Here is a 19621-nt window from a genome sequence, read left to right on the forward strand (position 1 = left end):
AGAAAATTTCAAATATTAACAGCTTAGGAAATAATTATTTCTTCCCAATAAAAAATAGGATTGATGCACTAGAAATTCCTTTTTCCTGAATTTGTGTCTTAATTATTTCTCCCTCTTTTCTCAATTTTTGTATACTAGGATGATCTTTTAGCATCTCTAAACGCTTAAAATCACGATCAATTCCTTTAAGAGCAAAATTAATTATCTCGTGGTTTTTTGGATCTTCACATTCGAATTTATTTTCACAAAAAAGACATTTAATGTAGTGTGTTGATTCGTAAGTGCAACTAGCTTTTAAATTCAAATTATTAAGAATTCTCTTTATTTTTCTTCGCGAAAAGGTTTTATTATGAGGGATTCCTAGTAAATTATCAATTTTAGCTCCCCAATGGTGCTGAAGCATATCGTTTTTTTGCGATTCTGATTGATTGCCATCTGAAAATGGTTCTTGGATAATAAAAGTTCCATCAGGTTTTAGTACACGCTTCATCTCACTTAGTACTGAATCAATGTTTGAAAGATGATGTAAAGAGTGTGATAATGAAACAGTATCGAATATATCATCCTCAAATTCCAAGTTTTCAGCATTCATTTTTAAAAATTTTACTGATCTGTCTGCATAATCCTTTTTCATGGATTCTAAATCATCAAATTTAATATCAACACCAATAAACGTAGAATAATCTTTCAATGATTTCTGTAGAACAGTAATAAAGTTACCTTTCTCAGTAGCAACATCTAGAATCTTTCCCCCAGAAATCTTTTGTAAATTTTGTACTATTTCCTTTGCACTAGATTGAGCTAATCCATGAGGAAGTCTTTCCATGTTTAGCTATCTCCCATAATATTTAGTCTTCAATAATATCTGATCCAAGTAATAGGATGATTGTTTCCTATACATTAAGTTACTTTCTTTTTCTTTAATAATGTTATGATTGACCATGATCCAAAGTGAATAGCATTAACCTGCAATGAACGTATTAATACACTCGATTTAAATGATATTATCTCCTTAATGGCGGAAAACCATTATTTTATTGATACAGAAAACAGAATTGAATAGAAAAACAAATAAAAACAAGCTGAAAAGATTTTTTTCAAGGATTTCCAGATTAAATTAATTTGTTCTATCCAATAATATTATGAGACAATTTTATTATCCTATTAAACCATTCTGAATTTTCTGAATCCTCACTGGGTTGACAAGTAATTTTAACAGTAAAAATAGATTAGATTTAAGACATAGAAGAGCAAATTTATTTAGATGAGGAATAAAATTGTAAGCATTTAACATAGACTAAGAAAGAGAAAGGGAAAACCCAACAATAACATTACTTTTGAATAAATCGGAAGTAAATTTTAGGGTTTTAAAATCAATTTACCTAGAATATTGTTTTTGGATATAATATGACACCCCACGAATACAGGAATATCAAAAATCCTAATAAATGCGAGTAAATTCTTGAGACACCTAAACTTTAGAGGTGTATCATAACTTGGAGGTAAAATATGCGTTATATTGACATGCAGACTTGGTCTCGACAGGATCATTTTAGATTATTTAACACATTTAATCATCCCCATTTCAGTATGTGTGCAAATATCGATGTGACAGCATTTCAACCAGTTGTAAAGCAATGTGGCTATTCACTTACCATAGCTATTGTATACATAATTGCACGAGCATCGAATGCGATTCCAGAGTTCCGTTACCGCATTCGTAAGGAGCAAGTGGTTGAACATGAGATTGTAAACCCAAGTTTTACAATTCTAGTGAATGAAGATCTTTTCACCTTCTGTACAATTGAGTACACAGAAAATTTCTCAGATTTTGCATCAAGAGCCGAAGAGAGGGTTACTTATGTGAAATCAAACCCAAGCTTAAATGAAGATCCTGGAAGAGATGATATGTTGTTCATGACTCCAATACCTTGGGTTTCTTTTACAAGTTTTATTCATCCAATGAATTTTCATCCTGCAGATTCTATTCCACGGTTTGCGTGGGGAAAAATCTTTAATGAAGGGGGATTATTGAAAATTCCATTAAGTGTCCAGGGGCATCATGCAGTCATGGATGGAATACATATGGGCAGGTTTTACGAAAAAGTAGAGGAATTCTTACTTCATCCCAAGGTTATACTAGAGAGTATGTAAAAGCAGTTATCATTTCTATTATCAACTGGTTAGACATAAACCTGAAAATTTTTTGATCTATTAGAAATTTTATATCAAATCTCGGACATGAATTTGTTGTCAAAAAAGAAGGGATAAAATTATCCCAGAAATATGTAACTTACAAGATGTCCTATTGAAATAAGCCATTTTAGGATGATAAGAGATCCTAAAATTAAAAGAGATTGATATTCATTGATATTAAACGGAAGAGAAATATTAAGGAATATTAAAGCAGATAAAATGATTATTAGTGCGCCAATAATAATTCCTAACAAAATAAATGGATGTATCCAATTATTTCCAGTCCAATTCAGACGGGTACCTATCGCTAAAATACACATCATGAAACCAATAATGAATAGAACGATAAAAGTCTGATTAGTAGATGAAAGAAATGGTACCTCTTGTTTGTTTAAAATTAAGTACATTATTCCTAAGACAATCAATCCTAAGATAATCAGTGCTAGTTCAGTCAATAAATTCATGTTTTTTACCTCGCTGATTAGTTGTGTTTGATTTGTTTGTTTAGTTTGCATTTTAATTTCCTCTTAAAAATTTCAAAAGATCTTTTTGGTCAATGGTTAGTCGAATTTCCCCTTGTGTAAACAATAACACAAGGATTGTCGCATCATCTACAAAGATATGCTTCAGTTCACCAAGATTAGAGCTAAATAAGTAATATGAATTCCATACATCAATAATAATTGAAGGTTTTTCATTTGATACCATAATACTTATTGATCGACTATTTGCCATTTAAGATTCAAGGAATATTAAAAAAAGAGTATTCTTAAAGTTTATTTGAGAAATTTGGAACTAATTACAGATTTTGTATTTTTTTCAAGATCTGAAATTTTTTATAATTTAGAAGCAACACGAAACTTGCTTTTTTTCCAAAAAAAGTCCCAAACTCTTTCTAAATAGTTTATTCCTAAAGGATCTGTTACAAAAAAGGCATAATTTGCATCAATTACCCCTTTTAGGTTAGGTAAAAGGAATAAGCCAATTTTATGGTCTAAAATCATAATATTATATTCCACTACCTCGAGGGTTCTAATTTCAAATTCCTTGCAATCCTTATGGAAAAAATCTAAATTTAAATTCTCATCTTTTGCATAAATAGGTGCAATAACAAGTACTTTATCAATTTTAACATCAGCAATTCTTGGTTGAGGATGATCAACCATAAGGTAAATCTCTTGATTATGTTTTTTTAACCTATCTATAATATTTTTTACAATTAATCCTGCTCCCTCAATAAGTTCTGCATGCTGTAAATCGCAAATATCTCTTACCAAATTCATGGGTAAATTAGGTAATGGATGATTTTTAAAGAACTCAAAATGATTAATTAGAAATTCTAAAGGAAAAATACAGTTTAAGATTGTTTCCCCAAAAATAGAGAGATGATTTTGACGATCAATTCTCTCAATTAGCTTCAAATTGTTTAATTCACTTAATTGACGTGAAATTTCAGGTTTTGATAAATTTAATCTTGAGGCAAGTTCAGATAAGGTTTTAGAGCTATCATTTAGACTCTTTAAAATGCTTAATTTTGTATAATTTGTTAAATCGCTAAACAAATCCATTTTTCTCGTCCATTCCTTATTTCTAGCGATGCTTTTTATTTAAATTGTTATAATGATTATACCATTAAGATTTACAAAAAAGTAAGAAAGCCTGTTTAACCAGTCAATATTCGATTAATTTTGAGATTGGTTATTATACCAATGTCTATAAGCCTATTTTATGAGCTTCATTGAAGTGTTAATCCTTGCATTCTTTGTTGCACTGACAGGGGCAATGTCACCAGGTCCTCTATTAACATATTCTATTTATAAAGCGATACAAGCTAAATCAAAAGCATTTCTAGTAGGAATTTTCGTTTGTATAGGCCATGCTATTTTAGAATTCGTTTTAATCCTTATTCTCCTTATGGGGATGGGTCCTTTCATCTCAAATAAAAATATCGTTATTTTAATTGGTATAGGTGGAGGAACATTATTACTTTATTTTGGAATCAGTCTATTAAGAGATATAAATAAGGTTAAAGTTGATATTGAAGAAATTTCACAATTAGAAAAGAATGTAAGTTTAACCAATCACCCAATTATCGGAGGGGTTTTTATCTCAATGTCCAATCCATATTGGTGGTTATGGTGGGCTGTAATTGGTCTGAATTTCATGACACAGTTTGCTGTTTCTCTTAGCAATTTACCAGAGTTCTGGGGATTCTTCATTGGTCATGAATTAGGTGATTTTGCATGGTATGGTTCAGTTACTTTCGGAATCGGGATAACACAGAAATTCATTACAGATACTATCTATAAAATAATTATTGTCTGTTGTAGCATATTCATGATGATCTTTGGTATGTATTTAGCAATCTCCCCATTCTTCTTATAATTGAATTTTTTTTATTAAAAACCTCGTAAAAAAGGAATCTAGGCTTTGCAAGTCTCTCTCATCTAAGACCTTATTCCTTATTCATTACTTTTAAATCAAAAATGAGTTATTATGCAAAAATAAGATTCATTCATTAGAAATTCGATAGGGTAAATGTAGGATGGCATTAAAAGAAGAATATCCCCTACCAATTGGGAAAAAATTGACTAGCCGAATTGCTGCCATTGATTTTGTCCGAGGATTAGTGATGATACTAATGGCACTTGACCACGCCTCAAGTTACTGGAATTCAGGAAGATTCTTTGGGGAATTTTATTATGCACAGCGTCCGCTGATTTTACCTGATCTATTACAGTTTCTTATTCGATTCGTTTCGCACTGGTGTGCTCCAACTTTTATATGCTTAGCTGGTACATCTATGGTCTTTTTTGAGTCAAGAAGATTAGAAAAAGGAGTTTCCCAAAAAGAGATCACTAAACATTATATAATTAGAGGAATTATTCTTTTATTAATTGAGTGGATCCTGATTGCCCCTCTATTCAAAGCAGGGTTCTTATATTTTGGCGTTCTTGCAATTATAGGAGTAGGTTTCATCCTTTTTGCATTTATTCGAAAACTTGATACAAAAATAATACTTTCTTTATCTCTACTTCTGCTATTATCACCTATATTTGGTGAATTTATATGGAATCCACTTTTTAATCCTGGTGCACACCCAGTTAGTTTCTCAATATTTAATTTAGGAAATTTGGGGGGATTTACACAGGATACGTACCTTAAAAATTGGTTAAATGCCATGACCTATAATCCAGCATGGCCATACGGTTTATATCCCCTTGATCCTTGGTTAGGCATTATGGGGTTAGGTATAGTCTTAGGACGGTGGATATTAAAGCAACAAAAAGGTGGAAATGCAAATCAAACCATTGCAAAACATCTTTTTGCAATTGGAGGATCACAAATTTTATTATTTTTCATTCTTCGGACAACTCAAGGATTTCCCTTTTGCTATTTTCCAATTTGGCAAGACACAGGCGTTTTAATTAAAAATGCTTTTACAATTCAGAATTATTTCTTCATGTCAAAGTATCCCCCTTCGATAGTATTCTTACTCTGGACCTTAGGGGGAATGTGCCTTATTTTAGCATTCGGGTTTTATTTCGAAGAAAATATTAGATTTCAGAAGTTAATTAGTCCCATTCTAGTCTTTGGAACTTCAGCTCTATATTTCTATTGTGCACATTTACTATTATATGGAGCGATTCCTGAAATATTAAATCTAGTGAAAGGATTTTCAGTCCAGATTACATTGATTGTCTGGATTATTGGACTAATACTATTATATCCCAGTTGTTTAGAATTTCAAAAATGGAAGAAAAAATACCCAAATTCTGTTCTAAAATATTTTTAATGATTATTGTCATTTAATCAAAGAAAGTTAATTGAAGAGTCCATCTGAATCTTTTTAATAGGATGCTGGGTATTTATTGATTATTGATTATTTCAAGATTTGTAGACCCATCTAATAACAGAAAAAAAATATAAAACCTATTAAATAGATAAATGAATGATACAAAAAAGAAAATATTTTGAGTGGGTTTTTCTTGTCCATTCCAGAAGTTTTTACCTCTATCAAATCGAAACTCCAAAATAATCAGCTAAATTCATCTCTTAATAAACTTAATTTACTAGAAAATCTTCTATATCAGGGAAAAAGCCATGAGCTATTAGATACTTATGAACAGCTTAAGAATATTGGTGAAATAACACGAATAGCCTCAATTGAGGCCCAAGTTCTTGAAATCCTAATTTTTTTTGAACTAGGTGAGTTTCAAACAGGATTAGATCTCACTAAAAAGATTATCAATGTAACCCAGCAATCTGAAGACCAAATATCGGAATTGAATGTAATACTCTTAAAAATAAGGGCATTTTTAGAGCTTGGTGATTTAAAAACAAGTTATGCCATGATAAAAAAAGCAGAAGAATTTCTTCACACTAATAAAGATAAATTGGTTGAACATTTAAGAAGAAAAGAATCTGACCTAGACTACTTAAAAGCTAGGGTTTTCCTAAGAACAGCAGAGTATGATAGTGCGCTTGATTCAGCACAAAGAGTATTAATCAATAGGAGAGAAAACGAAAATCTATATGAAATTGCAGAATGTCTTAATTTATTAGGGATTATCAACATTTCAAAAGGTGATTATCAGAAAGCAAACGAATATTTAAAAGAATCATTAAAGAATTTTAGTAAATTTGATAATAAAAAGGCAATTGCAAAGATATTCAATAATCTTGGGATGAATTACTGGAGAAGAGGTAATTTACTTAAGGCATTAGACTTTTTTCGAAAGAGTTTAACTTTAGCGAAAGAATTGGAAAATTTTACCCAAATAGCAGTGTTACATTTAAACATTGGCCTTATTTATGGGTATCAAGGGGAATTGAATCTAGCATTAAAGAGTTATCAGAAAAGTCTGGCGATAAGTAAAGAATTAGGTCAAAAAACTACTCTTTCAATGTGTTTAAATAATATTGGATTAATATTCCATGCAAGAGGGGATTTTACAAAAGCTTTACATTATTATCAAGATTCATTAGGCTTATTGCAAGAACTAGGTAAAAATCATGACATAGCAATTTGCTATAATAATATTGGAGAAATTTATTGCTCAATGGGGGAATATAAAAAAGCTTTAGATCAGATTAAGAAGAGTTTATCCTTATTTCAAGAGATCAGGGCTATTCCTGATATAACTCTTCCTTTATTCAATCTTGTAGAACTTTCACTTTATTCAGGATTTCCTCAAAAAGCCCAATCATATTTACAGCAACTTCAAGATATAGACAAGAAGGAAAAGCATGGAATAATTAGTCAAAGGTATCGTTTAGCTCAGGCATTGATTTTGAAAAGTGGTAAAAGAGCTAAAATGAAGATAAGATCTTCTGAAATTCTTGAAGAACTAATGGAGGAAGAAATTATTGATCATTCACTCACTGTACGCGCAATGTTTGAGCTTTCAGAGTTGTTAATCGATGAATTAAGAGCGTATGGAGAAGAAGAAGTCTTTAATCAAGTCAAAAAGTTGATTCAAAGATTAGATAAGATAGCTAACGGACAAAAATCATACTCTTTAATGATTGATACATTAATTCTACAGGCAAAAATTTCAATGGTAGAAGGGGATTTAATTGTTTCACAGAAGTTCTTAGATCAAGCGGAACTAATTATAAAGAAAAAAAGGATTCATCAGTTGGTTAATAAACTCCAAGAGGAGAAAAAGCAATTAAAAAACCAATTTGAGAAATGGGAAAGCCTTATTCAGAGTAATGCACCGTTTGGCTTACGATTGGAACAAGCACAAGTCTCTGAATATATCAATGAAGTAAAAAAAGCAAAAAGAGAATGGGGAATATAATCATAATATTGCCTATTGGCTTTATACAGAGAATATTAAGATTAATGAATTGAATTCATTCTTTTTCTGAATTCACCAAGGAAGGAAATGGACTAGCCAAAATGAAGGTAAAATAGCTTTCTGGACCTATTTCCTCAAGTGGTTGCAAATTGAGTTCATGGTTTTCTTGAAATTGATAGAGAAACTGATTGAACTCTTTTTGAAAGAGCTCGCCTAATTCCTTATTCATTATTCCAATAGACATTAGTTCCTTCCCAGTTAGAATATTTTGGATAAATTTGTCGATTTCTCGGCTTTTAAAATTAAATATATTTTCAAGATTTCGTTGAACTGCTAGTAATACTATTTTTAAAAACTCTAAATCCATCTCTACTAATGCTTTTTCTACAACTGCACCTAAATCTCTAAATTTACGCATATGTTGGCTTGGGCTTAGTTTCCAATAATTTATTGTAAAATTACGAATTGATTCTGTTTTTGAGATAAAAACTATTCCTGATCTCTCGAAGGTTCTCAAATTTCGTGTAATAGTCGATTGATCTTTGTTTGTTAAATTAGCAAGTTGTTTTACAGTTAATTCTTTATGAATTATTAAATTCCAAGCTATTAATGCACGAGTTTCAGAGCTAAACAGCTTTTTAAAAAAAGTTCGACTGTTTACTCCTTCCTCTATGGTTTTATTTGCCATTTTGAATCGGTCTCCTTGAACATACTTCTAATTGACACAATCATTACATTTATATATAAACATTTGCACTGTGCATACAGATGTAATGTGCAATGCATACGAGTGCATTGTGCGTTTTAATCATGTATTTACATCGGAGATAAAGAAATGAAAGGAAGAAAAATATTAGCAATAATCGAAGAAAATACAAAGTATTTTGACCTTTGTTACTGGAAAGAACGCCGAAAAAACCCTGATTCACCCGATTTAAGAAATTGGACTACAAAAAAACGAAGAAACTTTCAGAAACTTTGGTATGGTGAGAAAATTGACTCCTGAAAACAAGAGTTATCTAATGGGTTATCTAGTCATCTGGAGTGGGCAATTGATATCGTTATTTGGATCAGGACTGGTTCAATTTGCCATTATCTGGTGGTTAACCACAACCACTGGAAGCTCTTTTATTCTTGCCCTAGCAAGCTTTGCAGGTTTAATTCCATTGGTTATCTTTACTCCTATTTCAGGGGTACTTGCTGACCGTTGGAAAAGAAAACATTTGATTTTATCAACTGATTTCCTTCAGGCATTATTATCGTTTGGATTAATCTTTCTTTTTTACTTAAAATTGGAAAGTTTTATCCTAATCATCGTTATATTATTTCTTCGCGGTATGTTTCAAGCAATTCAATTACCAGCATCCATTGCTTTGGTTCCACAAATGGTACCCAAAAACAAAATTAGTAGAGTCAATGGATTGAACTCTATCCTGAATAATATAATTTATATGGTTACTCCAGTTGCAGGAGCAATATTTCTTGAAATCGCTTCAATTGAGTACATATTATGGATTGATGTCTTTACTTTCTTAATCGCTGTAGGAACATTAGTAGTCGTCTTCGTACCTTCTGTGTCGAAACAAGAAAAAAATAGCGTCCAAAACTACCCTAAAACATCTTTTAAATCTGAATTCATTGAAGGATTAACCTACCTGCGCGTAAATGGATTTATGACCCTTATACTTGGTGGAATGTTCGCGAATATTTTGATCAATCCTCTGTTTTCATTATTGCCTTATTTTATCAAACATATCCATGAAGGAGGAGCATTAGATCTTGCTCTCATATTAGGAGTCTTTCAAATGGGCAGCCTAGTTGGAGCACTGTTCGTAATGGTGAAAAACTTTCAACCACAGTTTAAAAATATAGTGTCTGCAGTTTTTGTTTCTTTTATAGGATTATTTTTACTGGGAATCTCTCCTCCAGGATTCTTCTCTATAATAGTTCTTGGAAGTCTAATTGCTGGTTTAGCATTAGGAACCGTTGATATCATGATAATTAGTATTCTACAAATAAATATACCCGGTGAGTTACAAGGAAGAGTTTTTTCTATTTTATTCATGCTAGTCAAATCCATTCTTCCAATTGCTGTTCTTATCACAGGTGGTCTTGGAGAAGTATTCGGATTATCGGTGATTTACATAATCAATCCTCTACTTGGATTTGGTTTGGTTATATATCTAATATTTGGATCACGAATCTCTAAATTTGATCAAAATATGGTTCAAAGAAGAATGATGATTTCTACATCTAATTGAAAAGCATAATGAACTAATATGAATATAAAAATCAAGATAGGAAGAGGAAACAAAAGATCGTAAAATGATCGAATGGAGGAGGTGATAACACTTTTTCTATTTTTTTTACTCTAAATCCGAATGCTAATATACGATTTTAACTCTTATTATTGGTTTTTATCATAGGATATGTTTTTCTCAATCAAAACAACCTTAAATGATAGAATACAGTATCAATAAAAATATCTATATCCATTAGATTGAGACAACTTAAATCTAATTCTCGTTCATCGCTACCTCAAGGTTTGGAGATCCATCAGGTAATAGAATCCCTTTCTTTATAACTTGCATTAATACACCGTTGGCAGACTTGGGATGGAAGAAAACTGAAAATATACCTTCAGTAGGGGTCATACCTGCTTGTGGAATTCCAGCCTTTTCAAAACGTTCAATTGTATACTTAATATCAGTAGATTCTAATGCTAGATGAAAAAGCCCCTCACCTTTTTTCTCAAGATACCGCTTAGTGGGGCCATCTGTTAAAGGAGTTACAAGTTCAATAAAGCAATTGTTTCCCAAAGGAATAAAGGCATAATCAAATTCTTCATCTTCACCTTTCCCGGTAATATAGCTTTGTCTATTAATTTTAATAGTTTCAGGATTCATTTCAAGAGCCTGACAGTATTTTAAAACCGCTTTCTTCAGATCTGTGACGACTATTCCAATGTGATGAAAATTTGTTTTCATGATCTAACATCTCTAATTAGAGTGGCTATCTAGAAAACTCCAGAGTTCTCTCACCAATTATGGTTTATTAAATATATTTACTAGATGATATTACTCAGTTATTTAACTAAATTCTTTGAAAAATCCTGAACAAATTAACGTTTCCCTTTGCTAATAATTGTAAAACCTTCTTTTTCAAGCAAAGTTTTATGCTATTTTAGTCCTCCTGAAAATTTCTCATTAAATAAACCTTCTGGTTTTAAAATTCACCAATAAAAAATTAATAAATCTTTTCCTTGTTTTGCGGCCTCCCCTACTGCATTTGTAGAAGTCATTATATATTCAGTAAGAGAGGAAAATTTGATTCTTACTTCTGGTTGAAATGAATTAAAATTAGATTTTAGTTTGTTTGAATCTTGAGAATAAAGCTAAAACTTTTTCTTTTTCACTGTAAACAACTATTAGCTCTAAAAAAATAATTAGTGAAAAATATAGAAAATTGTAGGTGTTGAAAAACAAAACTGGTGGGATAAATAGAAAAAGAATACTATTAGTTAAAAAATTATCATAGGTTTTATTTTTCGTAATAAACTTCTTTACCAGTTGCATTACAGTCATTAATCCTATATAAAGAAGAAAAAAACTTTGCCACGATATAAAAAAAAGTATTCCTCCTAAGGGGGCTCCTCCTTTCCCACCGTGCCATTTATGCTGTTCAATCCATATCCAGAATGAGTTTATATGACCAAGGAGAATACCAACACTAGCTATTGCAATATGTCCTTCAATATTCTGTAATTGGATAATAATTCTAAAAACATAATCAATTAATCCTAGGGCAAAAATTGCCTTCCCAATGTCAAATAATCCTACAATTATTAAAGCAGGCCATCCTAATAATCTTCCAGCGTTTGTTGCCCCTAATTGTCCTGTTCCCTCTTCTGTTAGATTAATCCCACGAATTTTTGCCCAATAATAGGAAATAAAAACTGAGCCGCAGAAATATCCTAAAAGACCACTAAGGAATACCTCAAAAATTAATTTTTCTTCCCCCTATATCCTTATTTGGCAAAGCGAAATAAGCAATTAATAATAAACCCGGGCCAGTATTTGCTGCAATCATTGGATCAGCATCGCCTTCAATAATTTGATATTGAGGAAAATATTTATTTATTTCTTGCTTCATTAGTTTTGAATCTTCCTTGCATAAGAAATCACTGATACCAACAATATTCGGTTTTATATTTGTATCTATACTTTTAGATAACAAATTCACCATTATATCTAACGCTTTTTCTCTTTTTCGGGGCCTGTCAACTAAAAATATATCTGAATTTCTCATAATTAGAATTGGCTTGATTGAAAGTGCATCAGCCATCATAGTTGCTATTTTTATACTTATTCGACCTGTCTTATTAACATATTTTAACGAATCTAATGTCCCTATAACTTGAATCTGCTGACAATACTTTTGAACCTGTGATAATAATTCTGATTCATCACCAATTTGTTGTGCAGAAATGGCCGTCGCAATTACTACCAACCCTAAACCTAATGTTGCTACACCAGTCTCAAATAATTTGATTCGAGACGGGTCTTTCATTCTTTGAATAGCTGTGTTTGCTGAATTGATTGCACTAGTTTGTTTCCTAGGAGGATGTAAACTGATAATGAAATCAACATCATCAATTAAACTACTATAAGCATTATAATATTCTCCTGGTGGGGGAGCACCAGTTCTGAAAGTCTTATTTTTCTCTGTTATGATTTTACTTAAATCTTTAGTAAAAAAATTCTCACCACTCTTATAGCGTTCCCCATCTATGTATATATCTCCTGGAACAACAATAATTGAATATTTTTTTTTCAATTCTATTGGTAATTCGCCCATTGAATCAGTAACAATACCCACTTTCAATTGGATATCCTCCCTATTCGCTGATTCTTTTGTTTAAGAAATTCCATATTCTGTTGCTCTAAAGAATGGAAAGTAATAATTTTTACTAAGTTTGTAAGCGAATTCAACTTTGCTATTACTTCTGTGGGATTATTACAATGAATATGAATTTTAACTTTTGAGTCATTTTCTGCTTTTGTAATGATTAAAGTATCACCTAAATCATCTAATTGGTTACTTAGCAAGCTTAATGACCAATCTAATCCTGGTATTAATGCAATTATCTCATATTTCTTCTCAAATTCTTTGAAATCTATTTCAGGTTTAATAAAGTAATTCAATTCATCAGATATAGGGATAATCTCTAATCCAACTTGATATATTTCTCTTATCTTTATTAAAAACCCCTCAAGAATAACAACTAGCCCCATTGCACCGGAATCAACTACCCCAGCCTTTTTGGCTTCTTTAAGAACATAATGAGTATCTTTTAGAGCAATTTTGGCATCTTCAAAAATAATATGTAATAATTCATAGGGATTGGTTACTAATTTCTTCCAAACTTCCGCTGATTCCCCAATCGAACGTGCCACAGATAATATTGTTCCTTCTCTTGGTCTGATTACAGCATTATAAGCAAATTCTGCCGCTAATTTTAATCCTTCTACTAAAACTTCGATATCAAGACTTTTTTGATTCTTCCAAGCTACTTCTAATCCTCTAAAATACTCAGATAAAATACTTCCTGAACTTCCAGCACACCCTCTGAATGCTCCTTGGGATACTAGTGACATAATATTCCCACAATGGTTATCATGGGGAACTTTTGATAGTTCGTTAATAATTGACTTAAACGTTTGTACTAAATTAGTACCTGTATCGCCATCAGGGACAGGAAAAACATTGATAGAATTCAACAAATCGTTATATTTTTTAAGGCATTCAAAAGAACTAAATAGCATTAAATAGAGATCTAATCCCGAAATAAGCTCTGGGTAGGTTTTATCATCTTCAAGAGCGAATTTATAAAAATTCATACTTGAAACACCCATAGATTCTTCATTAATTATTTATAAATTCACTTTAAATAGAATCTAAATTTAAACCTTAAATATTTATCTTAAAAGAAACTATTAGCTGAAATAAAAATCTTAATTACAATGAAAGAGCTAAATTGAATAATTCATTAATAAAATATGCTGAAATTTAAAAGTTTAGCTCAACTTTCTTTCTACATCATTGCAGAAAGAAAGAAGTAGCTTATTAAATGCTTCAGATTCCGATTTATGAAAACTATGGTCCCCTTCAAAAGGAATTATTTTTGTTTTAGGGGGTAAATGTTGTTTTAGTAAATCATAATTTTTTGAAGGATTTATGCTGTCCCTTAATCCATAAGTTAATAAAATGGGAATATTTAATTTTTGAAAATTTTTAAGAAATTTAATAATCCTTTCATTATTTAATATTAAATTTACCGATGAAAAAGCTTTAATTATTCTTTTGAATACAATCCAAGCTGCCTTTCCAAACGAACTGTTCTTTTTTACTATCCTTTTAGATTTCGGGAGCTTTGGGATTGATGGAATAAATGAATTTAGAACGCTTAATGGACTAACAAGAATTATTCCAAGAACATCTTGTGGAAACATTGAGGCATATGTTAGTGCAATTGCTCCCCCAATGGAATAACCAACAAAAATAAAAGGTTTCTTTAACTTCATATGGCTTTTTAGTAAAAACCTGAGATTTTTAAGATCGTAGATAGGACTTTTTTTCTTCTGAATATCTTTTACAGTTTTTGTTGTGAAACTAAAAATATTTGGAGCTATTACATGATATTTTGATGTAATATTTGAATTATTTAATTGCTGTTCCCAATGTTGATGAGAATTGCCTGAAAATCCATGTAGTAACACTAATGGTCGACCTTCACCATTTTGATGAAGTGAACTTGAAAAATCATCTCTGCCAGATTGAATCAAATTTAAAGACAATCTCCCTTTTTAATTAATTACGATCATGATGAAATGGTGATATGTATTTTATATAAACATAATTGGATAATTTTTTCGTAATATCATATCAAATTATCACGTATTCTAGCTCTTTTTCTTTCTTTTGCCTTTTTCAGAGGAGATTGTCCAATTAGCAGACTATTTGAGCTCAGCAGAATTAAAATCATGATAATACCTTTTTTTAAAAAATAATAAAGTTATATTTTGGATTTTTTTTAGGAAAAACTATCAAAACAATATACCATCGAATTTGTTATGATTTCGATTATTTTATTCAAGTTTTTTTATATTCATATCATCTCAATCAGAATTGGGAAGAAACTAAAATCTAAACATTAAATTCGTTTATTATCATTGAAAAAGATCTATCTTATATTAATTTACTATAATTTTTTATGGGTGAATCAGAATGATAATTTGTGGTAATTGGATTTAATTAGAAATATCAAAAACCAAGCATAATGAATTATTTAATAAGATAAACTAGGGGAAAAGAAAATGAATGGACAATTTAGACAAAACATATCAGAACTCAAAAATTATTTGGATTCAGGTCAACTTGATAGAAAAAAGCATTGGAGAAAATTCCAAAGTTCTTTAAGAGTCGCAAGAAAGAGTAATCAGGATGATGAAGACTTAAGAATTTTAGGCAAGATAGATTCTTTCTTTTTTGAGAAATGGCGTGTACCAAAAACTAAACAAATAATTGGGATTCCTGTACTTATTATAGCTGTTTTATTGGCTCAAATATTATATTTTAGTCTAATAGTAAGTAAACCATTATTTTTACTTGGAATAATTTTCTATTTCGTTTTTAGTTTTGCAAACTATACCCTTTCACATGTTATTTATCACTGGATTTTTGGTATAATCCTAGGGATACAATTTAAATCAATTTTTGTCTTTAAATCCTCATTTAGAAAAGCAAGATATCCTTTTAATCTGATTGGGAATTTATTACCAACTTTTGGTATAAAATATGATACTTATTCTTTTCTTAAGGCCAAAAAATGGAAACGGACTATGATGTTTATCTCTGCGCCCCTATTAACCTGGATTTGGTTTTTTATTAACTATATATACCTTTTAGTACAATACCCCTCTGAAATATCCTTATTATTTACAATTGGAGGTATATTAATAGTTTTTTTTGTAATTAGTCAATTTTTAAGCTATTATGGAAAAGGAGACATCTGGAAAGCTACTCTCGATTATTAATAAATTAATTAAAATTCTTAAAATTCCAAATTAGAATTAATCTACGAAATATTTGCATATTTCTTTAAAAGTAAAGTCAAATTAATCACCAATTAAATAAAAAGGGCTTAATTATGGTTTTAAATTTAATATATCCTATATTAGTCTTGACTGGAATTCTTTTAGTAGTTTGGACCCTAATTTCGTATTTTACAACCAGAGCAATAGAAGAACCAAAATATCTAGTGCTGAAAAAATACCCTAATTTTGAAATACGTGAATATCTACCATATATTATTGCTTATACTGATATTTTAAGCTCTTTTAATGAATCAGCTAATTCAGGGTTTCGAATACTGGCTAATTATATTTTTGGAAGAAATAGCAGATCTCAGAAAATTAAGATGACTGCACCAGTTATTCAGGGAAAAATAGAAATTACTACAGAAAAGATTGCAATGACTAAACCAGTTATTCAAGAAGAGAGAGGAAACTCCTATCGAATAGCCTTCATCATGCCTTTAAAATATACATTAGAGACCTTACCTAAACCAGAAGACCCAAGAGTAAAGATTACAGAAGTAGATAAGGAAATTAGAGCAGTATATACTTTTAAAGGATGGGCAACAGAGAAAAGAGTAAAAGCAAAGCAGGAAACCTTTATTGGATTACTTGAGGAAAGTTGTCTCCCCTTTAAAAATATTAAATTAGCTCAATATGATCCTCCATATACTCCCCCCTATATGCGGAAAAATGAATTACATGCTACTCTAGATACCGACTATACCTCATATTAAGTTTAGAACTTAATCCCATTAACTACTTAATCTTTTCTTGAATTAAATACCTAAGAGTGAAATAATCAAGAATTAAAACCGTTATTTCTTGGTAAAATTCCTCAAATTTCTGTAAAACTCTTTACAGTATTTAAATCAAGTCTTTTAATTACCTCAATAAGTAGTGAAACTGCTTTTTCCACATCTCCAAGATCTAAAATACCATTATGGCTGTGGATATGCCTTGTAGGTATTCCAAGAACAAGTGAAGGACAACCAGATCCTGATAAATGTATTCTTCCTGCATCGGTTCCACCACCCATTACTACACTATCTTGATATTCTATATTAAATTCTTTAGCAATATCAATGACATAATGACGTAATCGAGGATTAGGAATCATTGAAGCGTCTCCAGCTAAAATTGAGACACCTTTGGACATCTCAGAAGGAGCTTTTAACTTTGGAACATCAGGAACATCACCAGAAATATCAACTTCAAGAGCAAAACCAATTTCTGGTTGAATCATTTGAGCTGAAGTTTGAGCCCCTCGAAGGCCTATTTCTTCTTGCACAGTTGCTACTCCGAACAATTGGTTGGGATGGGCAATATTTTCTTCTTTAATTTTTCTTAACACTTCTGCAGCAATAAATAGTCCAATACGATCATCAAATGCTTTACCAATAAGAAGACTCACTTCTTTCCTATTCTCTTTTTCATCCTTTTTTTCAATCTGGGTTCTTTTAATCATCTCAAATTTAGAATCAGGAACAATTGGATCTCCTATTTGAATCCCAAGCTCCTTCACTTCTTTATCACTCTTACATCCTACATCAATAAACATTTTGTCTTTAGTAAGAACTTTTTTTTGTTCTTCAGGATCTAATACATGAGGAGGTGGGGCTACAATAATTCCACGATGTAAATCTCCCGTTTTAGTCTTTATGATAACTCTTTGGGTTAAAAGAGACTGATCCCACCATCCGCCTACCTGATGAAAGCTGATATATCCTTTCTGATTAATACCAACAACAATAAAGCCGATTTCATCGACATGGCCAGCAAGCATGATTTTAGGACCCTTATCACCAACTTTGAAGATTAAAGAACCCGTTTTGTCATTAAGTACTTCATCAGAAAAAGTTGAGACATATTCCTTTACGATTCTGGTTACTTCCAGTTCATGTCCTGAAGGACCAAACGCATTACTCATTCTTTCTAAAAACTCAAGATTCAGATTCATACGATCTCCTCAATAAAAATTGCTATTTTTTTAAAAAAACTGTTATAAAAAAGATTAGATATCTATTTTGGAACTGATTCATATCATAATCTAAATATTTTTTGTGAATATACCAACATATCAATCATGAATTCTCAATATATAAATGACAAAAATTTCGTAGTTTAAACTTTTTGAATCAATTTTATTTAATAATTAAGCGTTTTCTAATCAATATAAGACCGATAGAAAGAATTACTAAAACAGAAAATTCAATTTTTGTCGTGTGAGTAGTGTAATCATCTTCAATCTGAAAGATCAATAATCCTATATTTCTATCTGCAACAAATAAGATATCATCACGTAGAAAGATATCATTCGTCCCACAATTATCATAAAGATACCGTATTTGTTCGACAGGATTCGTTATTGTGCTGATATTAATTATTTGAATTCCACCTGAAATATCAGAAATATAAGCGAGTTCCTCAATGATATGAATTGAATAGCAGTTACTACTACTGTTAACTATTTCCGATACCTTGGTTATTTGAGAAAGATTACTAATATCTAGTATTTGTATACCATAATGATAATAACAAGCAAATGCATAATTATCAACAACCTCAAAAGTGATGAGGTGAATATTAGGATTTGCAGAATCAATATATGTACCTAAAAGATTCAGGTCAGTCCTATTACTGATATCATAAACAAGGAATCCTTTCTGGGCACACGCAGCATATAACCTATTTCCAACTCGCTGTAAGTCTGGAATATCATCTTCAGTTAAAATTGTTGCAACATGAACTGGATTGGTCAGATCACTGATATTGGTGATAGTAATACTTTCTTGAGCACTAATATGACCATTTCCTGTATAGATAACGTCATCCACTAACTGAATATCCCAAGAATAGTCATGAGGGAATTCAGTAAGCACTGTAGGATTCTCGGGTTCAGTACAATTGATTATCCAAATTCCGCCATACCCATTTCCAATATACGCAATATTATTTTCCAAGATGAATTGATGAGCATAACCATTACCAGCTTGTGGTAGAAGAGCAACTTGGGTTGGATTAGAGAGATCACTAATATCAAAAATTCTAAATCCTGAATATCCACAACTGACATAACAATATTCACCCTCCACTTTAAGCATATAGGCATCTCCTCCAGTTTGTACTCTAGCAAGCTCTTTTAGCTTCCATTGATCAACTTGGATTATTCCAGTTGTTAATCCATATCCAGAATAAAGATTAACCGTGATGAATAAAATAATAATAATAACCATATTTACTTTGGACATGTTAACCACCATCTATTTCAATATGAATCATGTCACATTACTAGTTTTTAATAGTGGCATTAGAGGCAGTAACTAGAATTTAAAAACGATCTGAAATGTTTTATCAAACCTTATTAGAGAAAAATTTGCTTTTGGATGGTTAAATTAACTCACACCATTTTGTAAATACTCTTATAGCACCATTCTTAAAGAAATCTTAGGGATTTCTATTTCTATAACATTAACCATAGCG

20 protein-coding genes are annotated in these 19621 nt (G+C 30.9%); 8 read left to right on the forward strand and 12 right to left on the reverse strand.

Features of this window, described 5'->3' with window-relative positions; all coding sequences use genetic code 11:
- Nucleotides 1–34: 34 nt before the first annotated feature.
- Nucleotides 35–826 carry a class I SAM-dependent methyltransferase gene (locus tag ACWVCY_RS10795; RefSeq protein WP_455142833.1) on the reverse strand — a complete coding sequence of 264 codons (792 nt, stop codon included), beginning with the start codon at nt 824–826 and terminating at the stop codon, nt 35–37.
- A 683-nt stretch (nt 827–1509) separates the two neighbouring features.
- On the opposite strand from ACWVCY_RS10795, the gene ACWVCY_RS10800 reads away from it, so the two are divergent.
- Nucleotides 1510–2154: a CatA-like O-acetyltransferase gene (locus ACWVCY_RS10800; RefSeq protein ID WP_455142834.1), complete on the forward strand. Its 645-nt coding sequence runs from the start codon at nt 1510–1512 to the stop codon at nt 2152–2154.
- Nucleotides 2155–2273: 119 nt separating this feature from the next.
- On the opposite strand, the gene ACWVCY_RS10805 is transcribed toward ACWVCY_RS10800, so the two are convergent.
- The 3 genes from ACWVCY_RS10805 to ACWVCY_RS10815 all read right to left on the reverse strand — a co-directional run bounded on the left by ACWVCY_RS10805 (nt 2274) and on the right by ACWVCY_RS10815 (nt 3764).
- The gene (locus ACWVCY_RS10805) at nt 2274–2711 is read right to left on the reverse strand and encodes a hypothetical protein (protein WP_455142835.1); all 438 of its coding nucleotides are present in this window, start codon (nt 2709–2711) and stop codon (nt 2274–2276) included.
- Nucleotide 2712: 1 nt separating this feature from the next.
- Complete coding sequence (locus tag ACWVCY_RS10810; RefSeq protein WP_455142836.1) at nt 2713–2931, reverse strand: hypothetical protein; 219 nt, start codon at nt 2929–2931, stop codon at nt 2713–2715.
- Nucleotides 2932–3032: 101 nt separating this feature from the next.
- Nucleotides 3033–3764, reverse strand: coding sequence for an ArsR family transcriptional regulator (locus ACWVCY_RS10815; protein WP_455142837.1), 732 nt, complete (start codon nt 3762–3764; stop codon nt 3033–3035).
- A 160-nt stretch (nt 3765–3924) separates the two neighbouring features.
- Here ACWVCY_RS10815 and ACWVCY_RS10820 point away from each other — a divergent pair, with 160 nt between their 5' ends.
- The 3 genes from ACWVCY_RS10820 to ACWVCY_RS10830 all read left to right on the forward strand — a co-directional run bounded on the left by ACWVCY_RS10820 (nt 3925) and on the right by ACWVCY_RS10830 (nt 8003).
- Complete coding sequence (locus ACWVCY_RS10820; protein ID WP_455142838.1) at nt 3925–4581, forward strand: LysE family transporter; 657 nt, start codon at nt 3925–3927, stop codon at nt 4579–4581.
- Nucleotides 4582–4741: 160 nt separating this feature from the next.
- Entirely contained in the window at nt 4742–5992 is a 1251-nt protein-coding gene (locus ACWVCY_RS10825; RefSeq protein WP_455142839.1) for a heparan-alpha-glucosaminide N-acetyltransferase domain-containing protein, read from the forward strand.
- Nucleotides 5993–6185: 193 nt separating this feature from the next.
- On the forward strand, nt 6186–8003 hold the full coding sequence (locus tag ACWVCY_RS10830) for a tetratricopeptide repeat protein (RefSeq protein ID WP_455142840.1): 1818 nt from the start codon (nt 6186–6188) through the stop codon (nt 8001–8003).
- A gap of 55 nt (nt 8004–8058) precedes the next feature.
- On the opposite strand, the gene ACWVCY_RS10835 is transcribed toward ACWVCY_RS10830, so the two are convergent.
- The gene (locus ACWVCY_RS10835) at nt 8059–8691 is read right to left on the reverse strand and encodes a winged helix-turn-helix domain-containing protein (RefSeq protein WP_455142841.1); all 633 of its coding nucleotides are present in this window, start codon (nt 8689–8691) and stop codon (nt 8059–8061) included.
- A gap of 147 nt (nt 8692–8838) precedes the next feature.
- Between ACWVCY_RS10835 and ACWVCY_RS10840 the strand changes: the two genes are divergently transcribed.
- Complete coding sequence (locus ACWVCY_RS10840; RefSeq protein ID WP_455142842.1) at nt 8839–9009, forward strand: hypothetical protein; 171 nt, start codon at nt 8839–8841, stop codon at nt 9007–9009.
- Nucleotides 8999–10264, forward strand: a complete 1266-nt coding sequence (locus ACWVCY_RS10845; RefSeq protein WP_455142843.1) for an MFS transporter — start codon at nt 8999–9001, stop codon at nt 10262–10264. Before ACWVCY_RS10840 ends, ACWVCY_RS10845 begins: the two co-directional genes overlap by 11 nt.
- A gap of 255 nt (nt 10265–10519) precedes the next feature.
- On the opposite strand, the gene ACWVCY_RS10850 is transcribed toward ACWVCY_RS10845, so the two are convergent.
- From ACWVCY_RS10850 to ACWVCY_RS10870, 5 genes are all read right to left on the reverse strand, one after another.
- Nucleotides 10520–10990: a VOC family protein gene (locus tag ACWVCY_RS10850; RefSeq protein ID WP_455142844.1), complete on the reverse strand. Its 471-nt coding sequence runs from the start codon at nt 10988–10990 to the stop codon at nt 10520–10522.
- Nucleotides 10991–11362: 372 nt separating this feature from the next.
- Nucleotides 11363–12007 carry a glycerol-3-phosphate acyltransferase gene (locus ACWVCY_RS10855; RefSeq protein WP_455142851.1) on the reverse strand — a complete coding sequence of 215 codons (645 nt, stop codon included), beginning with the start codon at nt 12005–12007 and terminating at the stop codon, nt 11363–11365.
- Nucleotides 12000–12881 carry a DegV family protein gene (locus ACWVCY_RS10860; RefSeq protein ID WP_455142852.1) on the reverse strand — a complete coding sequence of 294 codons (882 nt, stop codon included), beginning with the start codon at nt 12879–12881 and terminating at the stop codon, nt 12000–12002. The genes ACWVCY_RS10855 and ACWVCY_RS10860 overlap by 8 nt, the downstream gene beginning before the upstream one ends.
- 2 nt (nt 12882–12883) lie before the next feature.
- Nucleotides 12884–13903: a DAK2 domain-containing protein gene (locus ACWVCY_RS10865; protein ID WP_455142845.1), complete on the reverse strand. Its 1020-nt coding sequence runs from the start codon at nt 13901–13903 to the stop codon at nt 12884–12886.
- Between the two features lie 177 nt (nt 13904–14080).
- Nucleotides 14081–14848 carry an alpha/beta fold hydrolase gene (locus ACWVCY_RS10870; RefSeq protein ID WP_455142846.1) on the reverse strand — a complete coding sequence of 256 codons (768 nt, stop codon included), beginning with the start codon at nt 14846–14848 and terminating at the stop codon, nt 14081–14083.
- 531 nt (nt 14849–15379) lie between these two features.
- On the opposite strand from ACWVCY_RS10870, the gene ACWVCY_RS10875 reads away from it, so the two are divergent.
- Both ACWVCY_RS10875 and ACWVCY_RS10880 read left to right on the forward strand, forming a co-directional pair.
- Nucleotides 15380–16099, forward strand: a complete 720-nt coding sequence (locus ACWVCY_RS10875; RefSeq protein WP_455142847.1) for a hypothetical protein — start codon at nt 15380–15382, stop codon at nt 16097–16099.
- A gap of 113 nt (nt 16100–16212) precedes the next feature.
- Nucleotides 16213–16875: an SOUL family heme-binding protein gene (locus ACWVCY_RS10880; RefSeq protein ID WP_455142848.1), complete on the forward strand. Its 663-nt coding sequence runs from the start codon at nt 16213–16215 to the stop codon at nt 16873–16875.
- A gap of 101 nt (nt 16876–16976) precedes the next feature.
- On the opposite strand, the gene ACWVCY_RS10885 is transcribed toward ACWVCY_RS10880, so the two are convergent.
- Both ACWVCY_RS10885 and ACWVCY_RS10890 read right to left on the reverse strand, forming a co-directional pair.
- Nucleotides 16977–18098 (reverse strand): M42 family metallopeptidase, encoded by a 1122-nt coding sequence (locus ACWVCY_RS10885; protein WP_455142849.1) that lies wholly within the window; start codon nt 18096–18098, stop codon nt 16977–16979.
- Between the two features lie 184 nt (nt 18099–18282).
- Nucleotides 18283–19389, reverse strand: a complete 1107-nt coding sequence (locus tag ACWVCY_RS10890; protein ID WP_455142850.1) for an LVIVD repeat-containing protein — start codon at nt 19387–19389, stop codon at nt 18283–18285.
- Nucleotides 19390–19621: the final 232 nt, after the last annotated feature.

This window comes from Candidatus Hodarchaeum mangrovi (genome assembly GCF_975850365.1).

Bases quoted from the DNA above. Each gene is read 5' to 3' on its own strand.
- ACWVCY_RS10795 (WP_455142833.1), bottom strand. From the start codon at position 826: ATGGAAAGACTTCCTCATGGATTAGCTCAATCTAGTGCAAAGGAAATA.
- ACWVCY_RS10800 (WP_455142834.1), top strand. From the start codon at position 1,510: ATGCGTTATATTGACATGCAGACTTGGTCTCGACAGGATCATTTTAGA.
- ACWVCY_RS10805 (WP_455142835.1), bottom strand. From the start codon at position 2,711: ATGCAAACTAAACAAACAAATCAAACACAACTAATCAGCGAGGTAAAA.
- ACWVCY_RS10810 (WP_455142836.1), bottom strand. From the start codon at position 2,931: ATGGCAAATAGTCGATCAATAAGTATTATGGTATCAAATGAAAAACCT.
- ACWVCY_RS10815 (WP_455142837.1), bottom strand. From the start codon at position 3,764: ATGGATTTGTTTAGCGATTTAACAAATTATACAAAATTAAGCATTTTA.
- ACWVCY_RS10820 (WP_455142838.1), top strand. From the start codon at position 3,925: ATGAGCTTCATTGAAGTGTTAATCCTTGCATTCTTTGTTGCACTGACA.
- ACWVCY_RS10825 (WP_455142839.1), top strand. From the start codon at position 4,742: ATGGCATTAAAAGAAGAATATCCCCTACCAATTGGGAAAAAATTGACT.
- ACWVCY_RS10835 (WP_455142841.1), bottom strand. From the start codon at position 8,691: ATGGCAAATAAAACCATAGAGGAAGGAGTAAACAGTCGAACTTTTTTT.
- ACWVCY_RS10840 (WP_455142842.1), top strand. From the start codon at position 8,839: ATGAAAGGAAGAAAAATATTAGCAATAATCGAAGAAAATACAAAGTAT.
- ACWVCY_RS10850 (WP_455142844.1), bottom strand. From the start codon at position 10,990: ATGAAAACAAATTTTCATCACATTGGAATAGTCGTCACAGATCTGAAG.
- ACWVCY_RS10865 (WP_455142845.1), bottom strand. From the start codon at position 13,903: ATGAATTTTTATAAATTCGCTCTTGAAGATGATAAAACCTACCCAGAG.
- ACWVCY_RS10875 (WP_455142847.1), top strand. From the start codon at position 15,380: ATGAATGGACAATTTAGACAAAACATATCAGAACTCAAAAATTATTTG.
- ACWVCY_RS10880 (WP_455142848.1), top strand. From the start codon at position 16,213: ATGGTTTTAAATTTAATATATCCTATATTAGTCTTGACTGGAATTCTT.
- ACWVCY_RS10885 (WP_455142849.1), bottom strand. From the start codon at position 18,098: ATGAATCTGAATCTTGAGTTTTTAGAAAGAATGAGTAATGCGTTTGGT.
- ACWVCY_RS10890 (WP_455142850.1), bottom strand. From the start codon at position 19,389: ATGTCCAAAGTAAATATGGTTATTATTATTATTTTATTCATCACGGTT.